Origin of the sequence: Streptomyces luteosporeus (assembly GCF_039532865.1) — a bacterium.
Taxonomy (GTDB): Bacteria; Actinomycetota; Actinomycetes; order Streptomycetales; family Streptomycetaceae; genus Streptomyces; species Streptomyces luteosporeus.
Genome location: NZ_BAAASL010000019.1, coordinates 1 through 17103, shown reverse-complemented (window position 1 = coordinate 17103; position 17103 = coordinate 1). Strand labels below are relative to the sequence as shown.

The window sequence follows — 17103 nt, the reverse complement described above, 5'->3', positions numbered from 1 at the left end:
CCTCCGCTCAGCAGGTGGGCACGGCCGGCAGCGGGCCGCCGCCCGCGTGGAGGGCCTCGGCCGCGACGTAGCCGCCGTAGGCCGGCAGGTAGGCCCACCAGGTGGCCCTCGTCGTGCCCGGCGGCTGTTCGCGCCGCTGGCAGCCGACCAGGACCTCGGCTCCCGCGGGCAGGGCGGAAAGGACGGCGGAGCGGGCGGTCGGGCCGGTGCGCACGGGTGCGCGCGGGCCTCGGGTGCCCAGCCAGGTGCCGGCGAGGCGGGTGGCGCCGGGCAGGTGCAGGCCACGGGTGATGCGGCCGAGGGCGGTGCAGGCGGCGCCGTAGGGCGTGCCCGGCGGGTGGAGGGTGAGCACGGCGGCGACGGCGCGGTCGCCGGGGCCGACGGTGCCGGTGGTGTGCAGGGCGGGGCGGTGCAGGTCGAGGCCGGCGGTCGGGCCGGTGGGCGGACGGCGGGGCCGCGGGGGTGCGGGAAAGCCGGACCAGCCCTGCTTGACGGCCCAGGGGCGGTCGAAGACGGCGGCCAGCCCGAAGTTCTGGTCGTAGCCGTCGGTGCCGCAGCGCGTGGCCCGGCGCAGGGCGCCCATGACCAGGGCGCGGACGGGGACGGGTGCCTCGTCGAGCAGGTACCGGTAGACGCGGACGGTGTCCTGCGCCGACAGGGCGGTGTAGCCCCAGAAGCCGGGGTGGCTGTCGGGCGGGGGCGCGGTGTCGGCGAGGCCGAGCCGGTCGGCCATGCGCCGCACGATGCGGCCCTGGCCGCAGTGGTCCCAGAAGTGGCCGGCGGCGCCGTCGTCGCTGCTGCGCAGCATCACCTCCAGGCGGGCGCGGTCCTCGTCGGTCACGGCGTACGCGGGGCCGCGCTCCCACAGGTGGTCCAGGGCGATGAGGAGCTTGACCACGGAGGCGGAGCGGAACGGCGTGCGGGCGTGGAGCAGTTCGGTGAACGTCCCGCTGCGCCGGTCGAAGACGGCGACGGCCGCGGTAGTCCCGGCCGGTGCCCCTGGCGCCACCGGGCGGGCGGGCGGGAAGCGGTTGGGCACTGCGCTCTCCTTGCGACGTCGGGTGCGGCGAAGGCGCCGGCCGGGATGGTGCGCGGACGGTGTTCGGATCGTGCGGGGTGCGGGCGCCGGCGGTCACCGGTGTTCGTCCGTCGTCGAAACCGGACGAGGCTCCGCCGTACAGGACGCATGGCACCATGGGGCCCGACGGCGGTACACGGGAGGGGAGTTGTGGTGAGCGGTCTGAGCAAGGGCCTCGCGCGCGTGGAGGTGGCGCTGCGGTGGGACCCGAGCCCGCTGGGTGCTGCGGCGCACGACCTGGATCTGATCGCGGGGACGTTCACCGCGGACGATCCGTACGGCGATCCGGCCTATCTGGTGCACTTCGACAGCCGTTCGCCCGACGGCACCATCGCGCTCGACCGGGACAGCACGGACGGCCGGGGCCTGGGCGACGACGAGGTGATGACGCTGGAGCTGGACCGGCTGGCGCCGCGGTACGTGCGCGTGGTGGTGGGCGTGATGATCCAGCAGAACGCCGGGCGCCTGACGTTCGGGGAGGTGGCGGGCACCGGGGTGCGGGTGCGCGAGGGGTATGCGCAGCTCGCCTCGGACGACCTGTCCGCGGCGGCCGGTGCGACGGCGGCGGTCGTCGCGGAGTTCGCCCGGGACGCGGCGGGGAACTGGGTGTTCCGCCCCGGGGTGCGCGGCTTCGACGCCGACCCGGCCACGTTCGCCAGGATCCTGGGCACGCGCCCGCAGTAGCGCCCCGTAGGGGCGCGGGGCAGTGTCGATTTGCGGCTCCGCCGCGCGGGCGCGACAAGCCACGACGCGCCAGCGGATGAAGTGCCGTGCTGCCCCCGGAACCCCGGGTTGCGCGTCGGCTGCGGGCCGTCGGTGGCCGATCGCGCCCGCGCGGCGGCAGCCGCAGATCAGACACTGCCCCGCGCCCCTACGGGCGCCGCCGTGCCGCCGAGGCGCGGTAGAGGCACACTGGGTGCGGGAGGTACCCATGGCGCGACGCAGTGGTGCGGAGGGCGGGGAGGCGTACGACGCCTCGCCGTTCGTCCCCGAGGGCGCCGACCTGGGCGCCCTGCGCAGGGCCGCCGGCGGCTGCCGGGGCTGTCCGCTGTACCGGGACGCGACGGGCACGGTCTTCGGCGAGGGCGAGCCCTCGGCCCGGCTGGTCCTGGTCGGCGAGCAGCCCGGGGACCAGGAGGACCGGCAGGGCCGGCCCTTCGTGGGGCCGGCCGGCGGGGTGCTCGGGCGGGCGGTGCAGGAGGCGGGGATCGACCCGGCGGAGGCGTACGTCACCAACGCCGTCAAGCACTTCAAGTTCCAGCAGGCGGAGCGGGGCAAGCGGCGCATCCACAAGACGCCCGGCCTGCGGGAGATCGGCGCGTGCCGGCCCTGGCTCAGGGCGGAGTTGCGGCTGATCGACCCGGAAGTGGTGGTGGCGCTCGGTGCGACGGCCGGCAAGTCGCTGTTCGGCCCGTCGTTCCGGGTGACGGAGCAGCGCGGTGTGGTGCTGCCGATGCCGGCGCTCGACGGCGAGGAGGGCGGGGAGGGGGCGGGGGTGCTGGTGGCGACGATCCACCCCTCGGCGGTGCTGCGCGCCGACGCGGAGGCGCGGGCGGCGGCGTACGCGGGGCTGGTGGCGGACCTGCGGGTCGCGGCGGGCGTGCTGAACGCTTGAACCGTGCACTGCTCCTGACAACCCGTCGGTTACGGTGGCAGGCTCGGCGGTGCCGCGTCCACCGCTGCCGAAGGGGGAGCCCCCATGACCTCGTCCCGTCCGTCCCGTCCTTCCCATCCGCCCCGTCCGCGCCCGAGACGCCGCCGTGTCCGTGCGGCAGCATTAGCGGGTGCCGTGGCGGCGCTCATGGCGAGCGCCGTGAGCGTGCCCGCCGAGGCCCGGCCCGCGACGGGCGTCGCACGTACGGCCGCCACGGGCTGCGGCACCGGCGTGGGCCGGGTGCCGCTGGAGACCACGCAGGACCCCGCCACCGGCCGCTGGCGGCTCGACGACCCGGTGCGCGGCCACCACCGCACGTACGACCTGCGCGGCGCGACCGGCGGGCCGGGCGTGCTGGTCACGGACGACGACAACGTCTGGTGCGACGGCGCGCAGCAGGCCGACGCCGTGGCCGCGCACTACATCAACTCCGTGGTGTGGGACTACTTCCTGACCTCCCACGGCCGCCGCGGCGTGCGCGGTGACGGCACGGGCAGCTGCAGCCAGGTCCACTACGGCGCCGCGTACACGAGCGCGTTCTGGGCGGACGACAAAGGCTGCATGGTCTGGGGTTCGGGCGTGAACCGGCCGAACGACCTGCTGCGCATCGAGGTGGGCGCGCACGAGATGGCCCACGGCGTCACGGCCGCGACCGCGGACCTGGCCTTCAGCGGTGAGAGCGGTGCCCTGAACGAGGCGACGAGCGACATCTTCGCCGCGGCCGTGGAGTTCGCGGCGAACAACCCGGTGGACCCGGGCGACTACCTCTTCGGTGAACGCACCGACATCACCGGCGACCACGTCGACCGCCGCATGGACCGGCCCTCCTGGGACGGGCGGTCGAAGGACTACTGGTACCCCGGCATCGAGCGGCTCGACGTGCAGAGCGCGAGCGGGCCCGCCGACCATTTCTTCTACCTGCTGGCCGAGGGCAGCGGCCGGAAGGTGGTGGGCGGTGTCGTCTACGACAGCCCCACGTACGACGGGAAGCCGGTCGCCGGTATCGGGCGGGAGGCGGCGGCGCGGATCTGGTACCACGCGCTGACCACGTACATGCGCGCCGACACCACGTATCACGGTGCGCGCGACCTGACGCTGAAGGCGGCCGCGGACCTCTACGGCACCGGCAGCCCGCAGCACACGGCGGTCGGGGCCGCCTGGGCCGCGGTCAACGTCCGGTGATTGATCGACAGGCGAGGCCGTCCATATAATTGCCCCAGGAAACTATATGGAACGCGCCGCGCATCACGACCGAAGGAAAGAGCACACCGCATGACCGCCACCGAAGAGACGTTCCGCAGCTACGTGGAGGAGAACCTCGATGCCCTGAACGACCGCCCCGAGCGCAACGTTTTACTGCATGAAGACCGGTGGACGACCGCCGGCGAGCTGCGCGACCTGGTGTACCGCACCGCCCGTGCCCTGCGCCGCAGGGGCATAGGCCGCGGCCACACCGTCACCCTGCTCGGCGGCAACCTCCCCGAGATCGTCGCCGCCCGCTACGCCGCGAACCTGCTGGGCAGCCGGGTCAACCACCTGTACAACCGGCTGTCGGCGGAAGCCCAGGCCCTCATCGTGCAGGACGTGGAGACCCACGCCTTCATAGCCGACCCCCGCTGGGCCGAGCGGACCGCCGAGGTGACCGCGCTGGCCCCCGTGGAGCACGTGCTCACCCTCGGCCCCGCGGCCACGGGCGAGGACCTGCTGGCGCTGGCCGCCGGGGAGTCCGCCGAGCCGCTGCCCGGTGCGGCGCGGCCCGAGGACATCTGCAGCATCCGGCACACCGGCGGCACCACCGGCCACCCGAAGGGCATCTGCACCACCTTCGGCCAGGTGACCGGCTACCGGCCGGAGCCCGAACCGTACGAGCGCCGGCAGCTGGTGTGCACCACGCTCGCCCACATCGGCGGTCTGTTCACGGACATCACGATCCGCCACGGCGGCTCGGTCGTGCTGCACGAGGACTTCGACCCGGCCGCGGTGCTGGCGGCGATCGAGCGGGAGCGCATCACCGACCTGTTCCTGCTGCCGCCGCTGCTCTACCGCCTCCTGGACCACCCGGACGCCGACCGCACCGACACCTCCAGCCTGCGGTCCCTGACCTACGGCGGCTGCCAGGCCTCGCCCGCCCGCATCGCGGACGCCGTCCGGCGCCTGGGCCCGGTGCTCATGCAGTTCTACGGGCAGAGCGAGGTGGGCGGCATCAGCATGCTGATGCCCGATCAGCACGACCCCGACCGCCCCGAGGTGCTGCGCTCGGCCGGCAAGATCCTGCCCGACGTGGAGGTCGCCATCCGCGACGAGGCGGGGAGCGACCTGCCCACCGGGCGGCACGGCGAGATCTGCGTCCGCTCGCCGCACGTCATGCAGGGCTACTGGAAGCAGCCCGAACTGACCGCCGAGGTGCTGCGCGACGGCTGGCTGCACACCGGCGACGTGGGCTTCGTCGACGAGGAGGGCTACCTCACGGTCGTCGACCGGCTCAAGGACATGATCATCGTGGTGGGCGGGCACGTGTACACCTCGGAGCTCGAGGACCTGCTCAACCGCCACCCCGACGTCCTGCACAGCGCCGTCTTCGGCGTCCGCGACGCGGACCGCATGGAGCAGGTCCACGCCGTGATCGTGCCCCGGCCCGGCGCCGAGCCGGACGAGAAGGAGCTGCGGGCCTACGTGCGCGAGCAGCGCGGCGCCATGTACGAACCGGCGCGCGTCGCCTTCGCCGAGGCGCTGCCGCTGACCGAGGCCGGCAAGCCGGACAAGAACAAGCTGCGGGCCCTGGCCGAGCAGCTCCCGGTGGGCTGACCTCGCGTCAACTCTGCTGACCCGCCCGGCACTCCGCTCGCCCCCGTGGCGGAGTGCCGGGCGTTCGCCTCAGCGCTGCCGCGGCGCCGGTAGCGGCACCGGCACGGACGCGTGGACCCGGTGCAGGTGGACGACGATGTCGTAGGCGCTGCCCAGGGCCAGCGAGGACACCGTGGCGTAGGGCTGGCGCCCGGGGATGACGTACGTCGGCCGGGCGGCGCCCAGCCAGGCGGCCACGGCCGGATCGCGGCGCGCGGCGCGCAGGTCGAGGAAGAAGTCACGGTGGCGCACCGCGTCGAGGGTCTCCTCGTTGCTGCCGGGCGCGGCCGGTGGCACGCTGAACGTTCCCGCCTCCCCCGACGCCGTCCGTGCCCGGTAGTCGCCGCTGTACACGGTGGTGCCGACGGCCAGGTACCCGCTGCCGATCAGCTCCCGCAGGTCCGCGCCCATCGTCACGGGGTAGACGGCGGGGAAGGCGGAGTCGTAGGAGACGTGCCCGTCGTGCGCGGAGAGCACCAGGCGGTCGCCCATCGTGCGCTGCCACCACACGGCGGTCTCCGCCATGATGCGGTCCCGCTGCCGGTTGGCGGCGGTGACCTGGGCGGGATCGTCGAAGTCGACGGCGAAGGACTCGGCCATCTGCGCGAGGACCCTCGCCTCCTGAAGCACCCACGGATCCCGCTCGGCCGCCTTCTCCAGCAGCCGGTACGCGGCCCGGGCGTCGCCGGCCATCGCCGTCCGCTCGGCGAGCGGCAGGGCGCCGTACGCCGCCAGCCGCGCACCGACCCCGCCGGGCAGGGCCCGCAGGGCGGCGTAGCGCCGCTCCAGCTCCGGCACGAGGGCGGGCGTGTGCTTCCCGGCCCAGGCGAGGATGCGCCCGTACTGCTCGGGGTCGGCGTCGGAGAAGTCCAGGCCCACGATCCGGACCGGCCGGGCGGCGGTGCGGTTGTGCTCGCGCACCCCGGCGAACAGCTGCCGCAACTCCTCGGTGTTCAGCAGGCCGTAGCCGTCCTCGAACTCCTCGCGCATGATTTGGCGCAGGTCGCCCTCGCCGGTGCGCACGTAGGCGTCCAGCCGGACGCCCGCGGACCAGCTGATCTCCATGGCGAAGGCGGAGAAGCCCTCGTGCGTCACCAGGCGCCGCAGCAGCCGGTCCTTGACGGTGAAGATCTCCTTCGAGCCGTGCGACGCCTCGCCCAGCCCGACGATCCGCGCCCCCCGCATCGCCGCGCCGAACGCGGCCAGGTCCGCGTCGGACCCGCCCGGTGCGGTGCTGCGCAGCGGGTGCGCGGACCGCTCCAACCCGGCCACGACGCCCCGGTCGAGGCCCTGCGCGGCGGTGGCGGCGGCCGGCGCCGCCGGGCTCACGGCCGCGGCGGTGGCGGTGGCCGGCGCGAGGAGGGCGGCCAGGGCAACGGTCAGGGCGGCGGCACGACGTAAGGTCATGTGTGTCATGCACGCTGTTATACGTGAGGCATGTGAGGCGCCTGTGACAGGGACGGGCTGCTCGTCCGGCCTACTCGTTGTGCAGCACCGTGGCGATCGTCAGCCGCGCCGCCGAGCGGGCCGGGATCAGCGCGCCGAGGACGGCGATCGCGACCCCCGCCAGGGGCAGTACGGCCAACTGCGGGGCGTGCCAGACGTCCTTCATGGACTCCGGGAACGCGGCCACTCCCACGTGGTCCACGAGCATCCGGTGCACGGCGATCCCGAGGGGTATCCCCAGCAGCCCGCCCACCGCGCCCGGCACCGCCACGGACGTCACGGTCATCACCGTGACCTGGCGCGGCGTCATGCCGATCGACTTGAGCATGCCCAGGTCGCGGCGGCGTTCCGTGGATTCCACGGCACGGGGGTTGCCTTCGATGAGTTCGCCGACAATGGTGACGCGTGCCTGCCTGCCGTTCAGGTACAAGGTGATCCGGTCGCCGACCGCGAGCCCGTGCTGGTTCAGGAATGCCGGCGCGGCCGCGGCCTCGCCCAGTCCGTGCGGCCAATGGCCCTTGACGACCTCGGAGTCGTACATCCGGGTGTCCCCGCGGTAGAAGTTCGCGAAGGCGGTCTGCGTGTACCCGGCCAGGCGCACCGTGGTCAGTGCGCGGGCGGTCACCAGCTCCGCTCCGGGAAGGGACCGCAGCCGGGCCTCGATCTGGCGGTCGCTCAGCTTCGGGGCGCTCTGGCCGAGCCCGGGCCTGCCCGCCTCCACGTTCACCCAGGCGGCGCCGTTGTTCTGGCCGTGTTTCCCGAAGGCGACCATGGTGCTGGTCAGACCGGTCGTCAGCGTCACGACCGTGACGCCGAGGACGATGGCCGCCGTCGTCATGAGGGTGCGGCCAGGGCGGGCGAAGGGCTAGCCCAGGCTCACGGCGCGCGGCAGCCGGGTGCCGGCGAGGCAACCGGCGACCGCGGGCAGGAAGACCATCGTGAGATAGGCCGCGACCAACTGGTTCGGCGTGAAGCCCGGCGCCTTGAGCACCCCGATGTTCCGGTACCCGGAGACGACCACCCCGCTGACCACGTTCCCGACGATCAGGGCCGAGACCAGCAGGGTGAGGACGCCGAAGACCGTCATGAACGGAAGGTAGGAGTCGACCACTGCGGAGAAGGCCTGCTTGAGCATGAGGCAGGACTGCATGGTGGTCAGCGAACCGTCGGCAGTCCTGCGGTGGCCCGCGACAGGCCGTCGCGGATCTGGCGGTCGGTGGAGGAGTTGGTGAAGCGGTAGAGCATCTGGAGGGAGACCGGATGCAGCGCAGCCATCTGTTCGGGTGCGACCCAGGCGCCGGCGGACTTGCTCATGCTGGTGGCGAAGCCGACGACGGTGAGTGCCGGAGCACCGCGGACCGTGAGCTTGTCACCCAGCTTGTCGGGGCCGGGGATCAGTGATCCGTCTCGTCGAAGAAGGCATTCACCATGCCCACTGTACCGTCCTTGCCTGCGCAAGGCTCGGCCGTCGGGGGCTGCAGCAGCGGCTGGTGGTGGCGCGGGCGGAGTGGGGCCGGGACTGACGCGGCTGCCGGGTCAGCCAGCCTCGAATGCCCGCGGGTCGAAATGGGCGAGCAGTCCAGAGTTGTAGCGCCAGAGGGCTTTGAGTACGGGCGGGCCTGAGGGTTCTTCGTTGCAGGGGCAGACAATGCTGTGTGAGATGCGGCAGAAGGTTCCTGCTGGGAGTTCAGCGTCTCCGGTGTGGGTGGCTTTGCGGTCTGGGTTTGTGATCCAGCGATGGCTGGCCGGGATGGTGTGGGCTGGCGGCTCGTATCGAGGTTCGAGGAGGACGTGCTGGCCTGGTCCGGTCTCGTACCGGTCTTGGACGAGCGTGCATTCGGGGCACGCGGCGTCTGGTGTGGTGTTGTTGGCCCCCATCTATGCGAGTTTGCCGATTTGGGGTTTCGGGGGTCAGGGGTTGGATGGCCGTTTGTGCTGGTGGCTGCAGGTGCGACGGGGCTGCTACTCGTCCCGCGAGGCATTGCCTGGCTCGGTCGTGTGCAGGGCAGCTGGCTGGTGGCGGGGTCTTGTCAAAGGCTTCCCGGCTTGTTGGGGGTCGGGGTTCTTCGAAGTGCGGAAGGGGGTGAGTGTCGTGGGTAACGATGAGGTCAACGGCTACGACTGCTAACGAGGAGATCATCTTCGCGTCGGAGCAGGACGAGAGTGGCGAGAGTGATGAGAGCCAGGGTGATGACGGTGGAAAGGGATGAGGATAGCCGTCGCTGGATGGCTGCGTATCTGAAGACGCCGGCACGGACGTTGGGGCGGCCGTCCGAGGAGGCGCGGTGTCCGAATCATCCGGAGAAGCGTATGGAGCGGGTGCTGGGTCAGCGGTGGGTGTGTCCGGAGTGTGTGCGGCGGGCAGCTGCTGGCTGAGCGAGAACGACGGAGCCCTCACCTCGACCGAGGTGAGGGCTCTTTAGGGAGCAGCGCCACCTGAGTTTCGGTCGGAGGGTCCTGGCCGTCGCGCTGGCCGGGGCCCTCGCGCTTGGGTCGGCGTGTCGACGATTATGGAGGTGCGGGGCGCAGGCGTCGAATGGGCGGTTCGAGGCGCTGCTTGCGGCAGGCAGTTGCGGTCCCCGCTGCTCTTGATGCGGGCGAAGGCGTGTTTGAGCCATTGACTTTTCTCACGCTATGTCGCAGATGAGGCGCCGTGGAGCTGCATACGCGGAGCTGAGCCACTGACGTGGGATGCAGTTTTGCTTCACGGCAGCTGGAATCGGGTGCCCGGATCTTTCGCCTTGCCATATGGCCGGATCGTGCTGCCACGTGATCGTGCAGTACGGTGCTGCCCACTCTGCCCGTCCAGTTGCTTCCCTCATCGCGTGGCGCTCAGGAGGTCGCCCCCCGGTACGGGGCTTCGAGGTTGCTCTCGGGGTCCTGCTTCGGGGGGTGCGCATCCGGCGTGGCCCCGGTCGAGGGGAGGGGTTCATGGGTAGCAGAGTCCGCTGGAAGCTGATGGCCCGTCAGATTGGTGCGCGGTTGCGGCTGGCTGTTCCGTATGCGGAGCGCCTGCTGATTGCCGCTAGCGCCGCGGCCACGATCTTCCGGAGGTAGGCCGGGACTGGTGGAGGAATCAGCTCCACCAGTCCCGGCCGGCTCGTGGGGCCCTCGTTGCGGCAGCCAGCCGCGGCGAGGGCTTCGCGCTGCCTGCCGGAACGAATCCCGTAAAGGCAACTCTCGACCCCACGCTGCCAGACGCCATCCCACCAAGGCAACTTTTCGGGGAACAGATAGGCGTTCTTTTCAGCTTGCTACCGCGCGTTCGTTGTCTGAGTCCTCCGGGCCACCTCCTAACGGTTAGGAGGCGGTCGACGTGTCCGCTGGGCCATCTGTGCCAGTTGTGTGGCGCCAAGATGCGCGCCGGTTGGCGTGCGCGGGGCGTGTGTGGGGTGGTGTGCGTGTCGGGGTTTGCTAACACGCTGAGTGATCCCCTGTGTTGGTGGCGGCGCGGCGGCGAGAGTGATCGTCCCGGTGCTCGCCAGGATCTTCAGTCACGGGTTCGGCACGTTGTGCCGTGCCCGTAGGGGGTCTCCATGTCTCGAGTCAACACACGTCTTGCCCTCGCAGCAGCTACGTCGGGCGCTCTGGCCACTGCGGCAGCGATTCCGGCGTCCGCGTCCTCGTCGGCCGTGGGGTTCGGTGCGGTCCAGTACGACAGTCCGGGGAAGGACGATCGGCCGAATGCGTCGTTGAACGCGGCGTGGGTGACGGTCACGAACGGCTCGGGTCGGGCTGTCGACTTGGCTGGCTGGACGTTGTCGGATGCGTCGCGGCACACGTACCGGTTCCACCTGAAGTTGGGGGCTCACCGGTCGGTGAGGGTGCACACAGGTACGGGCCGGGACACGGTGTCGGACGTGTATTGGGGTTCGCGGGCCTACGTGTGGAACAACGATCGGGACACGGCAACGCTGCGGGACGGTCGGGGGCGGGTGGTGGGGACGAAGTCCTGGAGGTGAGGGACTCCTGGTCTCCCAGGTCGGTGGCGGTCGGTGGTGATGCGCCAGAGAGATGCAGGGCTTGGAGGCGCCGGCCAGCGTGGAAGCTTTACCGCGACGGCGGAAAACGATGAGGGGCTTCAGCGTCTGAGCTGAGCCCCTCATCGGCAGGTCACCGATTCATGTTTCAAGCGGCCAGAATTGGAGGAGCCACTGCTCTACGCCCTTTACCGGGCCAACATCGATTGCAAGTTGCCGCACGCTCTCCCGACCGCGTGCCGTTGCCCGCACGGTCCAGACACCGGGAGCGCCAAGGTTGATGACATCGGGTGTACGTCCGTTTTCCCAGATGCCGAGCCTGCCGGTGATCGTCTCGATGTCGGCGTAGGCGACTTCGTCCCACTTCGGCTGGCTGTCGGCGTCGGGCTGATGCTCCCAGATTTCAGCGCGCAAGGACGCGGTGTGGGTGTGCCCTGCGCTTCCGAAGTCTAGACGCATTGGGAATGATTTGAGGAATACCCTGTATTCGCTGTTGTCGGGGTAGGGGATGGGGACTTTCAGGTCGTCGTCCTCTTGGATGCTGAAGCTATGGAACTCTACTCGCACTTCAAGATCTTGGACGTGCAGCGGCCCTTTCATTTTACTCCTCGCTCGTTGCGCTTAGTCGACGGTCGACTGCAGCCACCTGGCGCCGTTTCCCCCACCGTATTTCCATTGCTGAGCCCGCGCACCGTCGGATGCGCTTGCGTTCTCGATTTCAAGGCTCAAACCGCTGTTGGCGTTGTAGAAGACGCTGCACTCGGAGTCCGGCAGCGTCAGCTTGTCCCATTTTTGCGTCTTGAGGTCGACGCAATTCCACTGCTGGGCTGGCGCCCCGTTGTCCGTGCGCGAGTTCTCGATTTCAAGACACTTACCGCTGTTCGCGTTGATGATCCGATAGTCGCCGCCGTCCGGCTTTATGAGCCCCCCGGCACCCGGCTGGCCGTTGCAGCTCCATTGCTGGGCTCGGGCACCGTTTTCGACGCTGGAGTTTTCGATCTCCAGACACTTCCCGCTCGCCCGGTTGGTGAGCTTGTATTCATAGTCTGACGGATCATTGCTCACCGACACCAAGAATCCGTCGTCTTGACCATCCAGGAGTCGAGTCTTGTTGTAGAAGCTTACCTGAAGCGACCCTCCGGCCCGATTCTCATCATCAAATATCGACCTCACGGAGAAATTGTTGACCGGGGCCGCACTCTCGTACTCCTTTTGCGCCGCCCCCTCATAAGTGCTGGCGAAAGGGAATTCGTCACAGTGATTACTGTGGCCAGGTATTTCACCCTTGGCGTAATTCTCTCCAAAATACGCCTTGCAGTTTTCAACTGCTACTGCACGATTCCTGTCACTGCGAACCTTGTCGTAATAGAGGCGGTGGAGGGGCCTCTTAGCCTCTCGTCCGGGAATGTCCTTACTGGGCGCAAGGGGCCGCGTTTGCGACGGGTTTTCGTAGGCGTCCCTGATATGCCTGGCTACTCCCTTCTCCGGCGCGCTGTCACTGGCGCTGAAGCGAAGCTCGGGCTCGAAGCTGAAGGCAGCGCCACCGCGGTTTGGTCCCGAAGCATTCGCCAGGTACGGAGCCGCATCCCAACGCGGGGCCAGGACGAAGGGCATGGCAACGTTGTTCGGGCTCTGAACCCAGCCAGGCGGCACGTCGGTTCTGATGGAAGGCAAGTAGACGCCGAACACAACGTCGTCACGTCCCTTCCCCTGCCCGGGGGGGCACCGTCAGGGTGTGACGGAAATATGCCCCGCCCATGCCAGCCAGCTGATCAAAGCTCATGGGCATCTGCGGCATATTCCCGCCAGTGATCACTTTGGCGCCAGCAGGCTCCACCCTGGGCATGTCGTACTTGAACGTCTCCATCTGCCCCACAGTCTCAGTGGTGTCCTTCCTTACGAAGTCTGCGAAGTCGTAGTCGAACACGATCATGCGATCGCGAGCGGGTACCGATCCACGGAGGTACATGCTGAAAGAGCTGAACCCTACTGGTCCCCGCTTTTTCAGCCATACCATATTGACCTTGACTGCGGTACACACGGCAAACCGTGACTTCAGGTAGACCACACCGTCCACCATTTTACTTTTGCACTCATCAAGCGACATCGCGCGAACTGGGTCTGGATAACTTGCGCCAACTGCGAACCCCTGCCCTGCTTTTCCAACCTGCGAAGACGTAACCGAAGGCGAATTCACCTTCGCCGCATACGCGGCAGCAGGGCCAACGGTTTCCTGCGGCACCCGCCCAGAGCCCATTTCTCTGGCGGCCGCTTCGAGCTCCTTCATGCCTCTTCCCCGCTTGAGGTCCTCAAGCGAAGGCGTCCTGGCACTCACCGGCGTGACAAACGTGGCGACGCTCTGATCGGGCGTTATGGAGTCGTCGGCCGACGCCGCTTGCTGTGCCGGTGCCAAGGCTCCCAGCGCCATGACGGCAAGCACCCCACCAACCCGTAAGCGGGCCTTCCCGAGTCTCATGCTTCCCCACCCCTTCTGGCCAAAGTCAGCCGGCGCACCGCCGACCCGACCAATCACAGCGGGAACAGCATCAGCTAGGCGAGAAGGGCTGCTCTTACGTCTGAAAAATGCCTGACATCGACCAACTATCGATCGTGGCTCCGCTGAAGGCCGCGCCACCCTGCAGCCACCCACGAACCCGCGCGACCGCCGCAGCCGGCCCACGCAGCTCCAGCCTCACTTTGCCACCATCCAGCTGCTGCACCGCTTCGCTGTCGGCGGCCCGCCCCAACTCGACCTCGTCCACGGACCGGCTGACGCCACCGCACGACCTTTGGACATTCCCTGCTGCCATCTCGACCTGGGGCGCCTGCGGCTCTCCTGCGCGTCGGCGAGGTGGCTCAGCCCATGAAGACTCCAAGACGGCCGAGACCCCGCAGCGCCCGACAGTAGTAGCAGGTCAGGCACGGTTTCCCCGGTTGTCCCGCACATAGGCAACCGGGGAACCGTTGACGTGCACATGCGCCTACGGGTCAGATATAGCCGCCGAACGAAGAGGTCTCCTCGAACACAAAATTGATGTCAAGCGACAAACCACTGACGTCGCACTTCTAACCAGACGGCAGGGCTCACGAAGTGAGTGGGCCCGGGGGGACTGGAGGGCAAGATGAAAAGAACCGTCGTGGGCCGTTTCGTCGCTATCGCGGCAGCCGCAGCCTCAATCGGCATTGCAACCGCCAGCCCGGCAGCGGCCAACGGCCCGGTCAACTGGGAGAACAAGGTAACGAACTCCTGCCTTGACGCGTATGACGACAACTCTGTGGGCCTGGGCGGCTGCACCTCTAAGCGCTGGTATGACGAAATTCATCCCGAGCACAGCAATAACTGGATCCAGTACTTCACGCCCTCTGGCTACAAAAAATGTCTCGACAGCAGCAACTCGGGAAGCGTCTATCTGAATCCGTGCACCCCCGCGTCTCGGTATAACAAGTACCAGTTCTGGTCCGAGGAGCAGTGGAACGGCGGTTGGGTTCTCAAGAACGTCGCTACAGGACGATGCTTGTCGGCTACCTCCAGCGGCAGCGTCCGCACACTTCCGTGCGATGCGGGCAATAAGTATCAGTTCTGGAAGTGACGCCGGGCGGTTCGACTCGCCTCCAGGGGCGGCCGGTATCTTCTTACGTCCGCCTCGCATGCTAGAAACACCGAAAGCCCCGCACCCGAGGGTGCGGGGCTCTGTTCTGGCCATCGCTCAACGCTCCTACGCGCCAGCACCGCTACGCGGCCTTGCAAGCGTGAGTATGGCCAAGCAGTTTCGTGTCAGAGGCTCTCCGCCGCGTCAATATGCCGCTGAAGTTCACCTTCCATCTTCGCGGACGAGCCGGGAAACGCTTGCTCCAATCGCCGGGTCTACGCAGGCGCGCTAGGCGTGTACTCCGCCAAGGTCAGTCGAGGTAGTGGATCTGGAGGACGTCGATGCTTTTGCGTGTGTGGCTGACGTACAGCAGGACATGCACGTGGTCGGTGACGATGGTGCGGTTGTAGGGGTCGTCGACGCCGCGGGGGTCGGTGGCGGCGAGGGGATCGTCGGAGGCTGCGGCGAGGGCGATGGACAGTTCTTGGCTGACGCTTTGCGGCAGTGCGTCGTGGATGGCTTCGATGCCGGGGTCGTACTCCCGAATCTCTCCCAAACGATCATTCAGAGCCGCTCAGCCGCCTAGCCCTTGGCGTCCGCGTAGCACTCCACCACCGCCGTGGTGAACGGGAACCGCACCGGCGTCGCGCCGAAGGCCAGGCGGCCGGCGTGGTCGCCGGCCGAGCGGATGGCCTCCACCACGGCGGGAGCCTCCTCGCGGGGACAGTGCACGATCAGCTCGTCGTGCTGGAAGAAGACCAGCTCCGCCTTCAGCCCGGCCGTCGCCCGGCGCACCAGGGCCAGCACGATCAGCGCCCACTCTGCGGCGCTGCCCTGGACGACGAAGTTGCGGGTGAACCTGCCGCGTCTGCGGGCGCCCGCCGTGCCGCCGGGGGCGGCCGGCTCCTCGTCCTGCGGCAGGCCCGCCTCCTCGGCCAGCGCGGTCGAGGACGGCGGGCAGGTGCGGCCCAGCCACGTACGGACCAGGCGGCCCTCCTCCCCCGCCCGCGCGGCGTCGTCCACGTACGCCACGGCCCGCGGGAAACGGCGGCGCAGCTCGGCCAGGTGCCGCAGGCCGTCGCCGGACGTCTGCCCGTAGATCGCCCCCAGAACGGCCAGCTTGGCACGATCCCGGTCACCGGCGAACAACCGCTGCGACAGGCCCGCGTACAGGTCGTGCCCGGTGCCCGCCACCTCCATCAGCCCCGGATCCCGGGAGATCGCGGCCAGGACGCGGGGCTCGATCTGGTCGGCGTCCGCGACGACCAGGCACCAGCCCGGATCGGCGACCACCGCGCGCCGCACCACCCGCGGGATCTGCAGCGCCCCGCCGCCGCGCGTCGTCCACCGGCCGGTGACGGTGCCGCCCGGCAGGTACTCGGGCCGGAAGCGGCCCTCGTGCACCCACGCCTGCAGCCAGGCCCAGCCATGGGCCGTGTGCAGGCGGTAGAGCTTCTTGTACTCCAGCAGGGCCGGCACGGCCGGGTGGTCGATGTCCTGCAGCTCCCAGGCACGCGTCGAGGACAGGGCGATGCCCTCCCGGGCAAAGGCCCGCACGATGTCGGCGGGCCGGTCGGGGCGCACCCGCGCCCCCGGGCCGAACGCCCGCGAGACCTCCTCGGCCAGCTCCGCCAGGCGCCGGGTCTCCTGGCCGCCGGGATAGCGCTCGCCCAACAACGACGTCAGCAACTCGTGGTGCACGTCGGCACGCCAGGGCACCCCGGCCCGCCCCATCTCGGCCGCCACCAGCGTGCCGGCCGACTCGGCGGCCGCCAGCAGGCGCATGCGGTCGGGGTGCGCGGTACGGGCGGTACGGGCCAGCTGGTCGGCGTACACCTCGCGCAGGGCGGTCAGCTCGTCCGTACCGGGCGGCAGGGGCACCGGGCCCGGCTCGAACAGCGACGGCTGCCCGCCGGCCGTCGCCGTCCGCACGGGCGCGTCCTCCGGCACGGGCAGGCGGTGCAGCCGCGCCCAGGCCGCCGCCAGCGACCGCGGCTGCCCGGACTGCCCCTCCTCGTGGCCGATCAGCAGGGCTTCGGCGGCCTCCACGTCGTAGCACCGCTCGACGTGCAGGCCGGCGGCGAGGAGGGGGCCGTAGGAGTCGGCCGTGGACCGCCAGATCCACCGCTCCACGGCGGGCCGGGACCCGACGGCCTGCGCGAGCGAGGGCTCGCGGAGGGTGGGACCGGCGGGGTGCCCTGCGTCGTCGACGGGGCACAGGTGCACGCCCCCGTCGCGTGCGTCGGCCACCACCCATCTCATGGGGCGAGTTTCGCACTGGGGTCTGACATCGCCACGAATATGCGCCTACGGCGGGCTGCTCCCCGGCCCCGCCCTCTCCCCGTCCCCCAGCGGGGCTGCGCCCTTAGGGCCTGTCCGACGGATCGCGTGACTGCCGAGCAGTGGTGATCGTTCCGGTCCGTGTGGGGCGGGGTGACTTATCAAACGAAGAATGGGCTCGGATGGAGCCCTGCTTGCCGAAGAACGTCGGCCGGGGCGGGCGTTGGATGA

At 69.7% G+C, this 17103-nt stretch carries 17 protein-coding genes; 6 read left to right on the top strand and 11 right to left on the bottom strand.

Annotated elements, in window-relative coordinates; all coding sequences use genetic code 11:
• Nucleotides 1-7: 7 nt before the first annotated feature.
• Nucleotides 8-1039 (bottom strand): hypothetical protein, encoded by a 1032-nt coding sequence (locus tag ABD361_RS23015; RefSeq protein ID WP_344437415.1) that lies wholly within the window; start codon nucleotides 1037-1039, stop codon nucleotides 8-10.
• 192 nt (nucleotides 1040-1231) lie between these two features.
• Here ABD361_RS23015 and ABD361_RS23010 point away from each other — a divergent pair, with 192 nt between their 5' ends.
• The 4 genes from ABD361_RS23010 (at nucleotide 1232) to ABD361_RS22995 (ending at nucleotide 5537) form a co-directional block, all read left to right on the top strand.
• Nucleotides 1232-1762, top strand: coding sequence for a TerD family protein (locus ABD361_RS23010; protein WP_344437414.1), 531 nt, complete (start codon nucleotides 1232-1234; stop codon nucleotides 1760-1762).
• Between the two features lie 247 nt (nucleotides 1763-2009).
• Nucleotides 2010-2693, top strand: coding sequence for a UdgX family uracil-DNA binding protein (locus ABD361_RS23005; RefSeq protein ID WP_344437413.1), 684 nt, complete (start codon nucleotides 2010-2012; stop codon nucleotides 2691-2693).
• Between the two features lie 186 nt (nucleotides 2694-2879).
• A complete protein-coding gene (locus ABD361_RS23000) occupies nucleotides 2880-3914 on the top strand; it encodes a M4 family metallopeptidase (RefSeq protein WP_344437412.1) in 1035 nt (344 codons plus the stop codon).
• A 90-nt stretch (nucleotides 3915-4004) separates the two neighbouring features.
• Complete coding sequence (locus tag ABD361_RS22995; RefSeq protein ID WP_344437411.1) at nucleotides 4005-5537, top strand: AMP-binding protein; 1533 nt, start codon at nucleotides 4005-4007, stop codon at nucleotides 5535-5537.
• Nucleotides 5538-5606: 69 nt separating this feature from the next.
• Here the strand turns inward: ABD361_RS22995 and ABD361_RS22990 are convergent, their stop codons facing one another.
• From ABD361_RS22990 to ABD361_RS22970, 5 genes are all read right to left on the bottom strand, one after another.
• Nucleotides 5607-6992 carry an erythromycin esterase family protein gene (locus ABD361_RS22990; protein WP_344437410.1) on the bottom strand — a complete coding sequence of 462 codons (1386 nt, stop codon included), beginning with the start codon at nucleotides 6990-6992 and terminating at the stop codon, nucleotides 5607-5609.
• 61 nt (nucleotides 6993-7053) lie between these two features.
• Nucleotides 7054-7860 carry an FtsX-like permease family protein gene (locus ABD361_RS22985; protein WP_344437409.1) on the bottom strand — a complete coding sequence of 269 codons (807 nt, stop codon included), beginning with the start codon at nucleotides 7858-7860 and terminating at the stop codon, nucleotides 7054-7056.
• A gap of 27 nt (nucleotides 7861-7887) precedes the next feature.
• On the bottom strand, nucleotides 7888-8172 hold the full coding sequence (locus ABD361_RS22980) for an FtsX-like permease family protein (RefSeq protein WP_344437408.1): 285 nt from the start codon (nucleotides 8170-8172) through the stop codon (nucleotides 7888-7890).
• Nucleotides 8173-8177: 5 nt separating this feature from the next.
• Nucleotides 8178-8336, bottom strand: a complete 159-nt coding sequence (locus ABD361_RS22975; RefSeq protein WP_344437407.1) for a hypothetical protein — start codon at nucleotides 8334-8336, stop codon at nucleotides 8178-8180.
• Nucleotides 8337-8558: 222 nt separating this feature from the next.
• Nucleotides 8559-8900: a DUF6083 domain-containing protein gene (locus ABD361_RS22970; RefSeq protein WP_344437406.1), complete on the bottom strand. Its 342-nt coding sequence runs from the start codon at nucleotides 8898-8900 to the stop codon at nucleotides 8559-8561.
• A gap of 1658 nt (nucleotides 8901-10558) precedes the next feature.
• Here ABD361_RS22970 and ABD361_RS22965 point away from each other — a divergent pair.
• Nucleotides 10559-10984 (top strand): lamin tail domain-containing protein, encoded by a 426-nt coding sequence (locus ABD361_RS22965; RefSeq protein WP_344437404.1) that lies wholly within the window; start codon nucleotides 10559-10561, stop codon nucleotides 10982-10984.
• A 159-nt stretch (nucleotides 10985-11143) separates the two neighbouring features.
• Here the strand turns inward: ABD361_RS22965 and ABD361_RS22960 are convergent, their stop codons facing one another.
• Genes ABD361_RS22960 through ABD361_RS22950 form a run of 3 tightly spaced genes read right to left on the bottom strand, consistent with a single transcriptional unit; the run spans nucleotide 11144 to nucleotide 13289 of the window.
• Nucleotides 11144-11602 carry a hypothetical protein gene (locus ABD361_RS22960; RefSeq protein WP_344437403.1) on the bottom strand — a complete coding sequence of 153 codons (459 nt, stop codon included), beginning with the start codon at nucleotides 11600-11602 and terminating at the stop codon, nucleotides 11144-11146.
• 21 nt (nucleotides 11603-11623) lie between these two features.
• Nucleotides 11624-12691, bottom strand: coding sequence for an RICIN domain-containing protein (locus tag ABD361_RS22955; protein WP_344437402.1), 1068 nt, complete (start codon nucleotides 12689-12691; stop codon nucleotides 11624-11626).
• 7 nt (nucleotides 12692-12698) lie between these two features.
• Nucleotides 12699-13289, bottom strand: a complete 591-nt coding sequence (locus tag ABD361_RS22950; RefSeq protein ID WP_344437401.1) for a hypothetical protein — start codon at nucleotides 13287-13289, stop codon at nucleotides 12699-12701.
• Nucleotides 13290-14124: 835 nt separating this feature from the next.
• Between ABD361_RS22950 and ABD361_RS22945 the strand changes: the two genes are divergently transcribed.
• Nucleotides 14125-14592, top strand: a complete 468-nt coding sequence (locus tag ABD361_RS22945; protein WP_344437400.1) for an RICIN domain-containing protein — start codon at nucleotides 14125-14127, stop codon at nucleotides 14590-14592.
• Nucleotides 14593-14902: 310 nt separating this feature from the next.
• Here the strand turns inward: ABD361_RS22945 and ABD361_RS22940 are convergent, their stop codons facing one another.
• Together ABD361_RS22940 and ABD361_RS22935 are read right to left on the bottom strand one after the other, a co-directional pair.
• Nucleotides 14903-15148: a hypothetical protein gene (locus tag ABD361_RS22940; RefSeq protein ID WP_344437398.1), complete on the bottom strand. Its 246-nt coding sequence runs from the start codon at nucleotides 15146-15148 to the stop codon at nucleotides 14903-14905.
• A 26-nt stretch (nucleotides 15149-15174) separates the two neighbouring features.
• Complete coding sequence (locus ABD361_RS22935; protein WP_344437397.1) at nucleotides 15175-16854, bottom strand: bifunctional 3'-5' exonuclease/DNA polymerase; 1680 nt, start codon at nucleotides 16852-16854, stop codon at nucleotides 15175-15177.
• Between the last annotated feature and the right edge of the window lie 249 nt (nucleotides 16855-17103).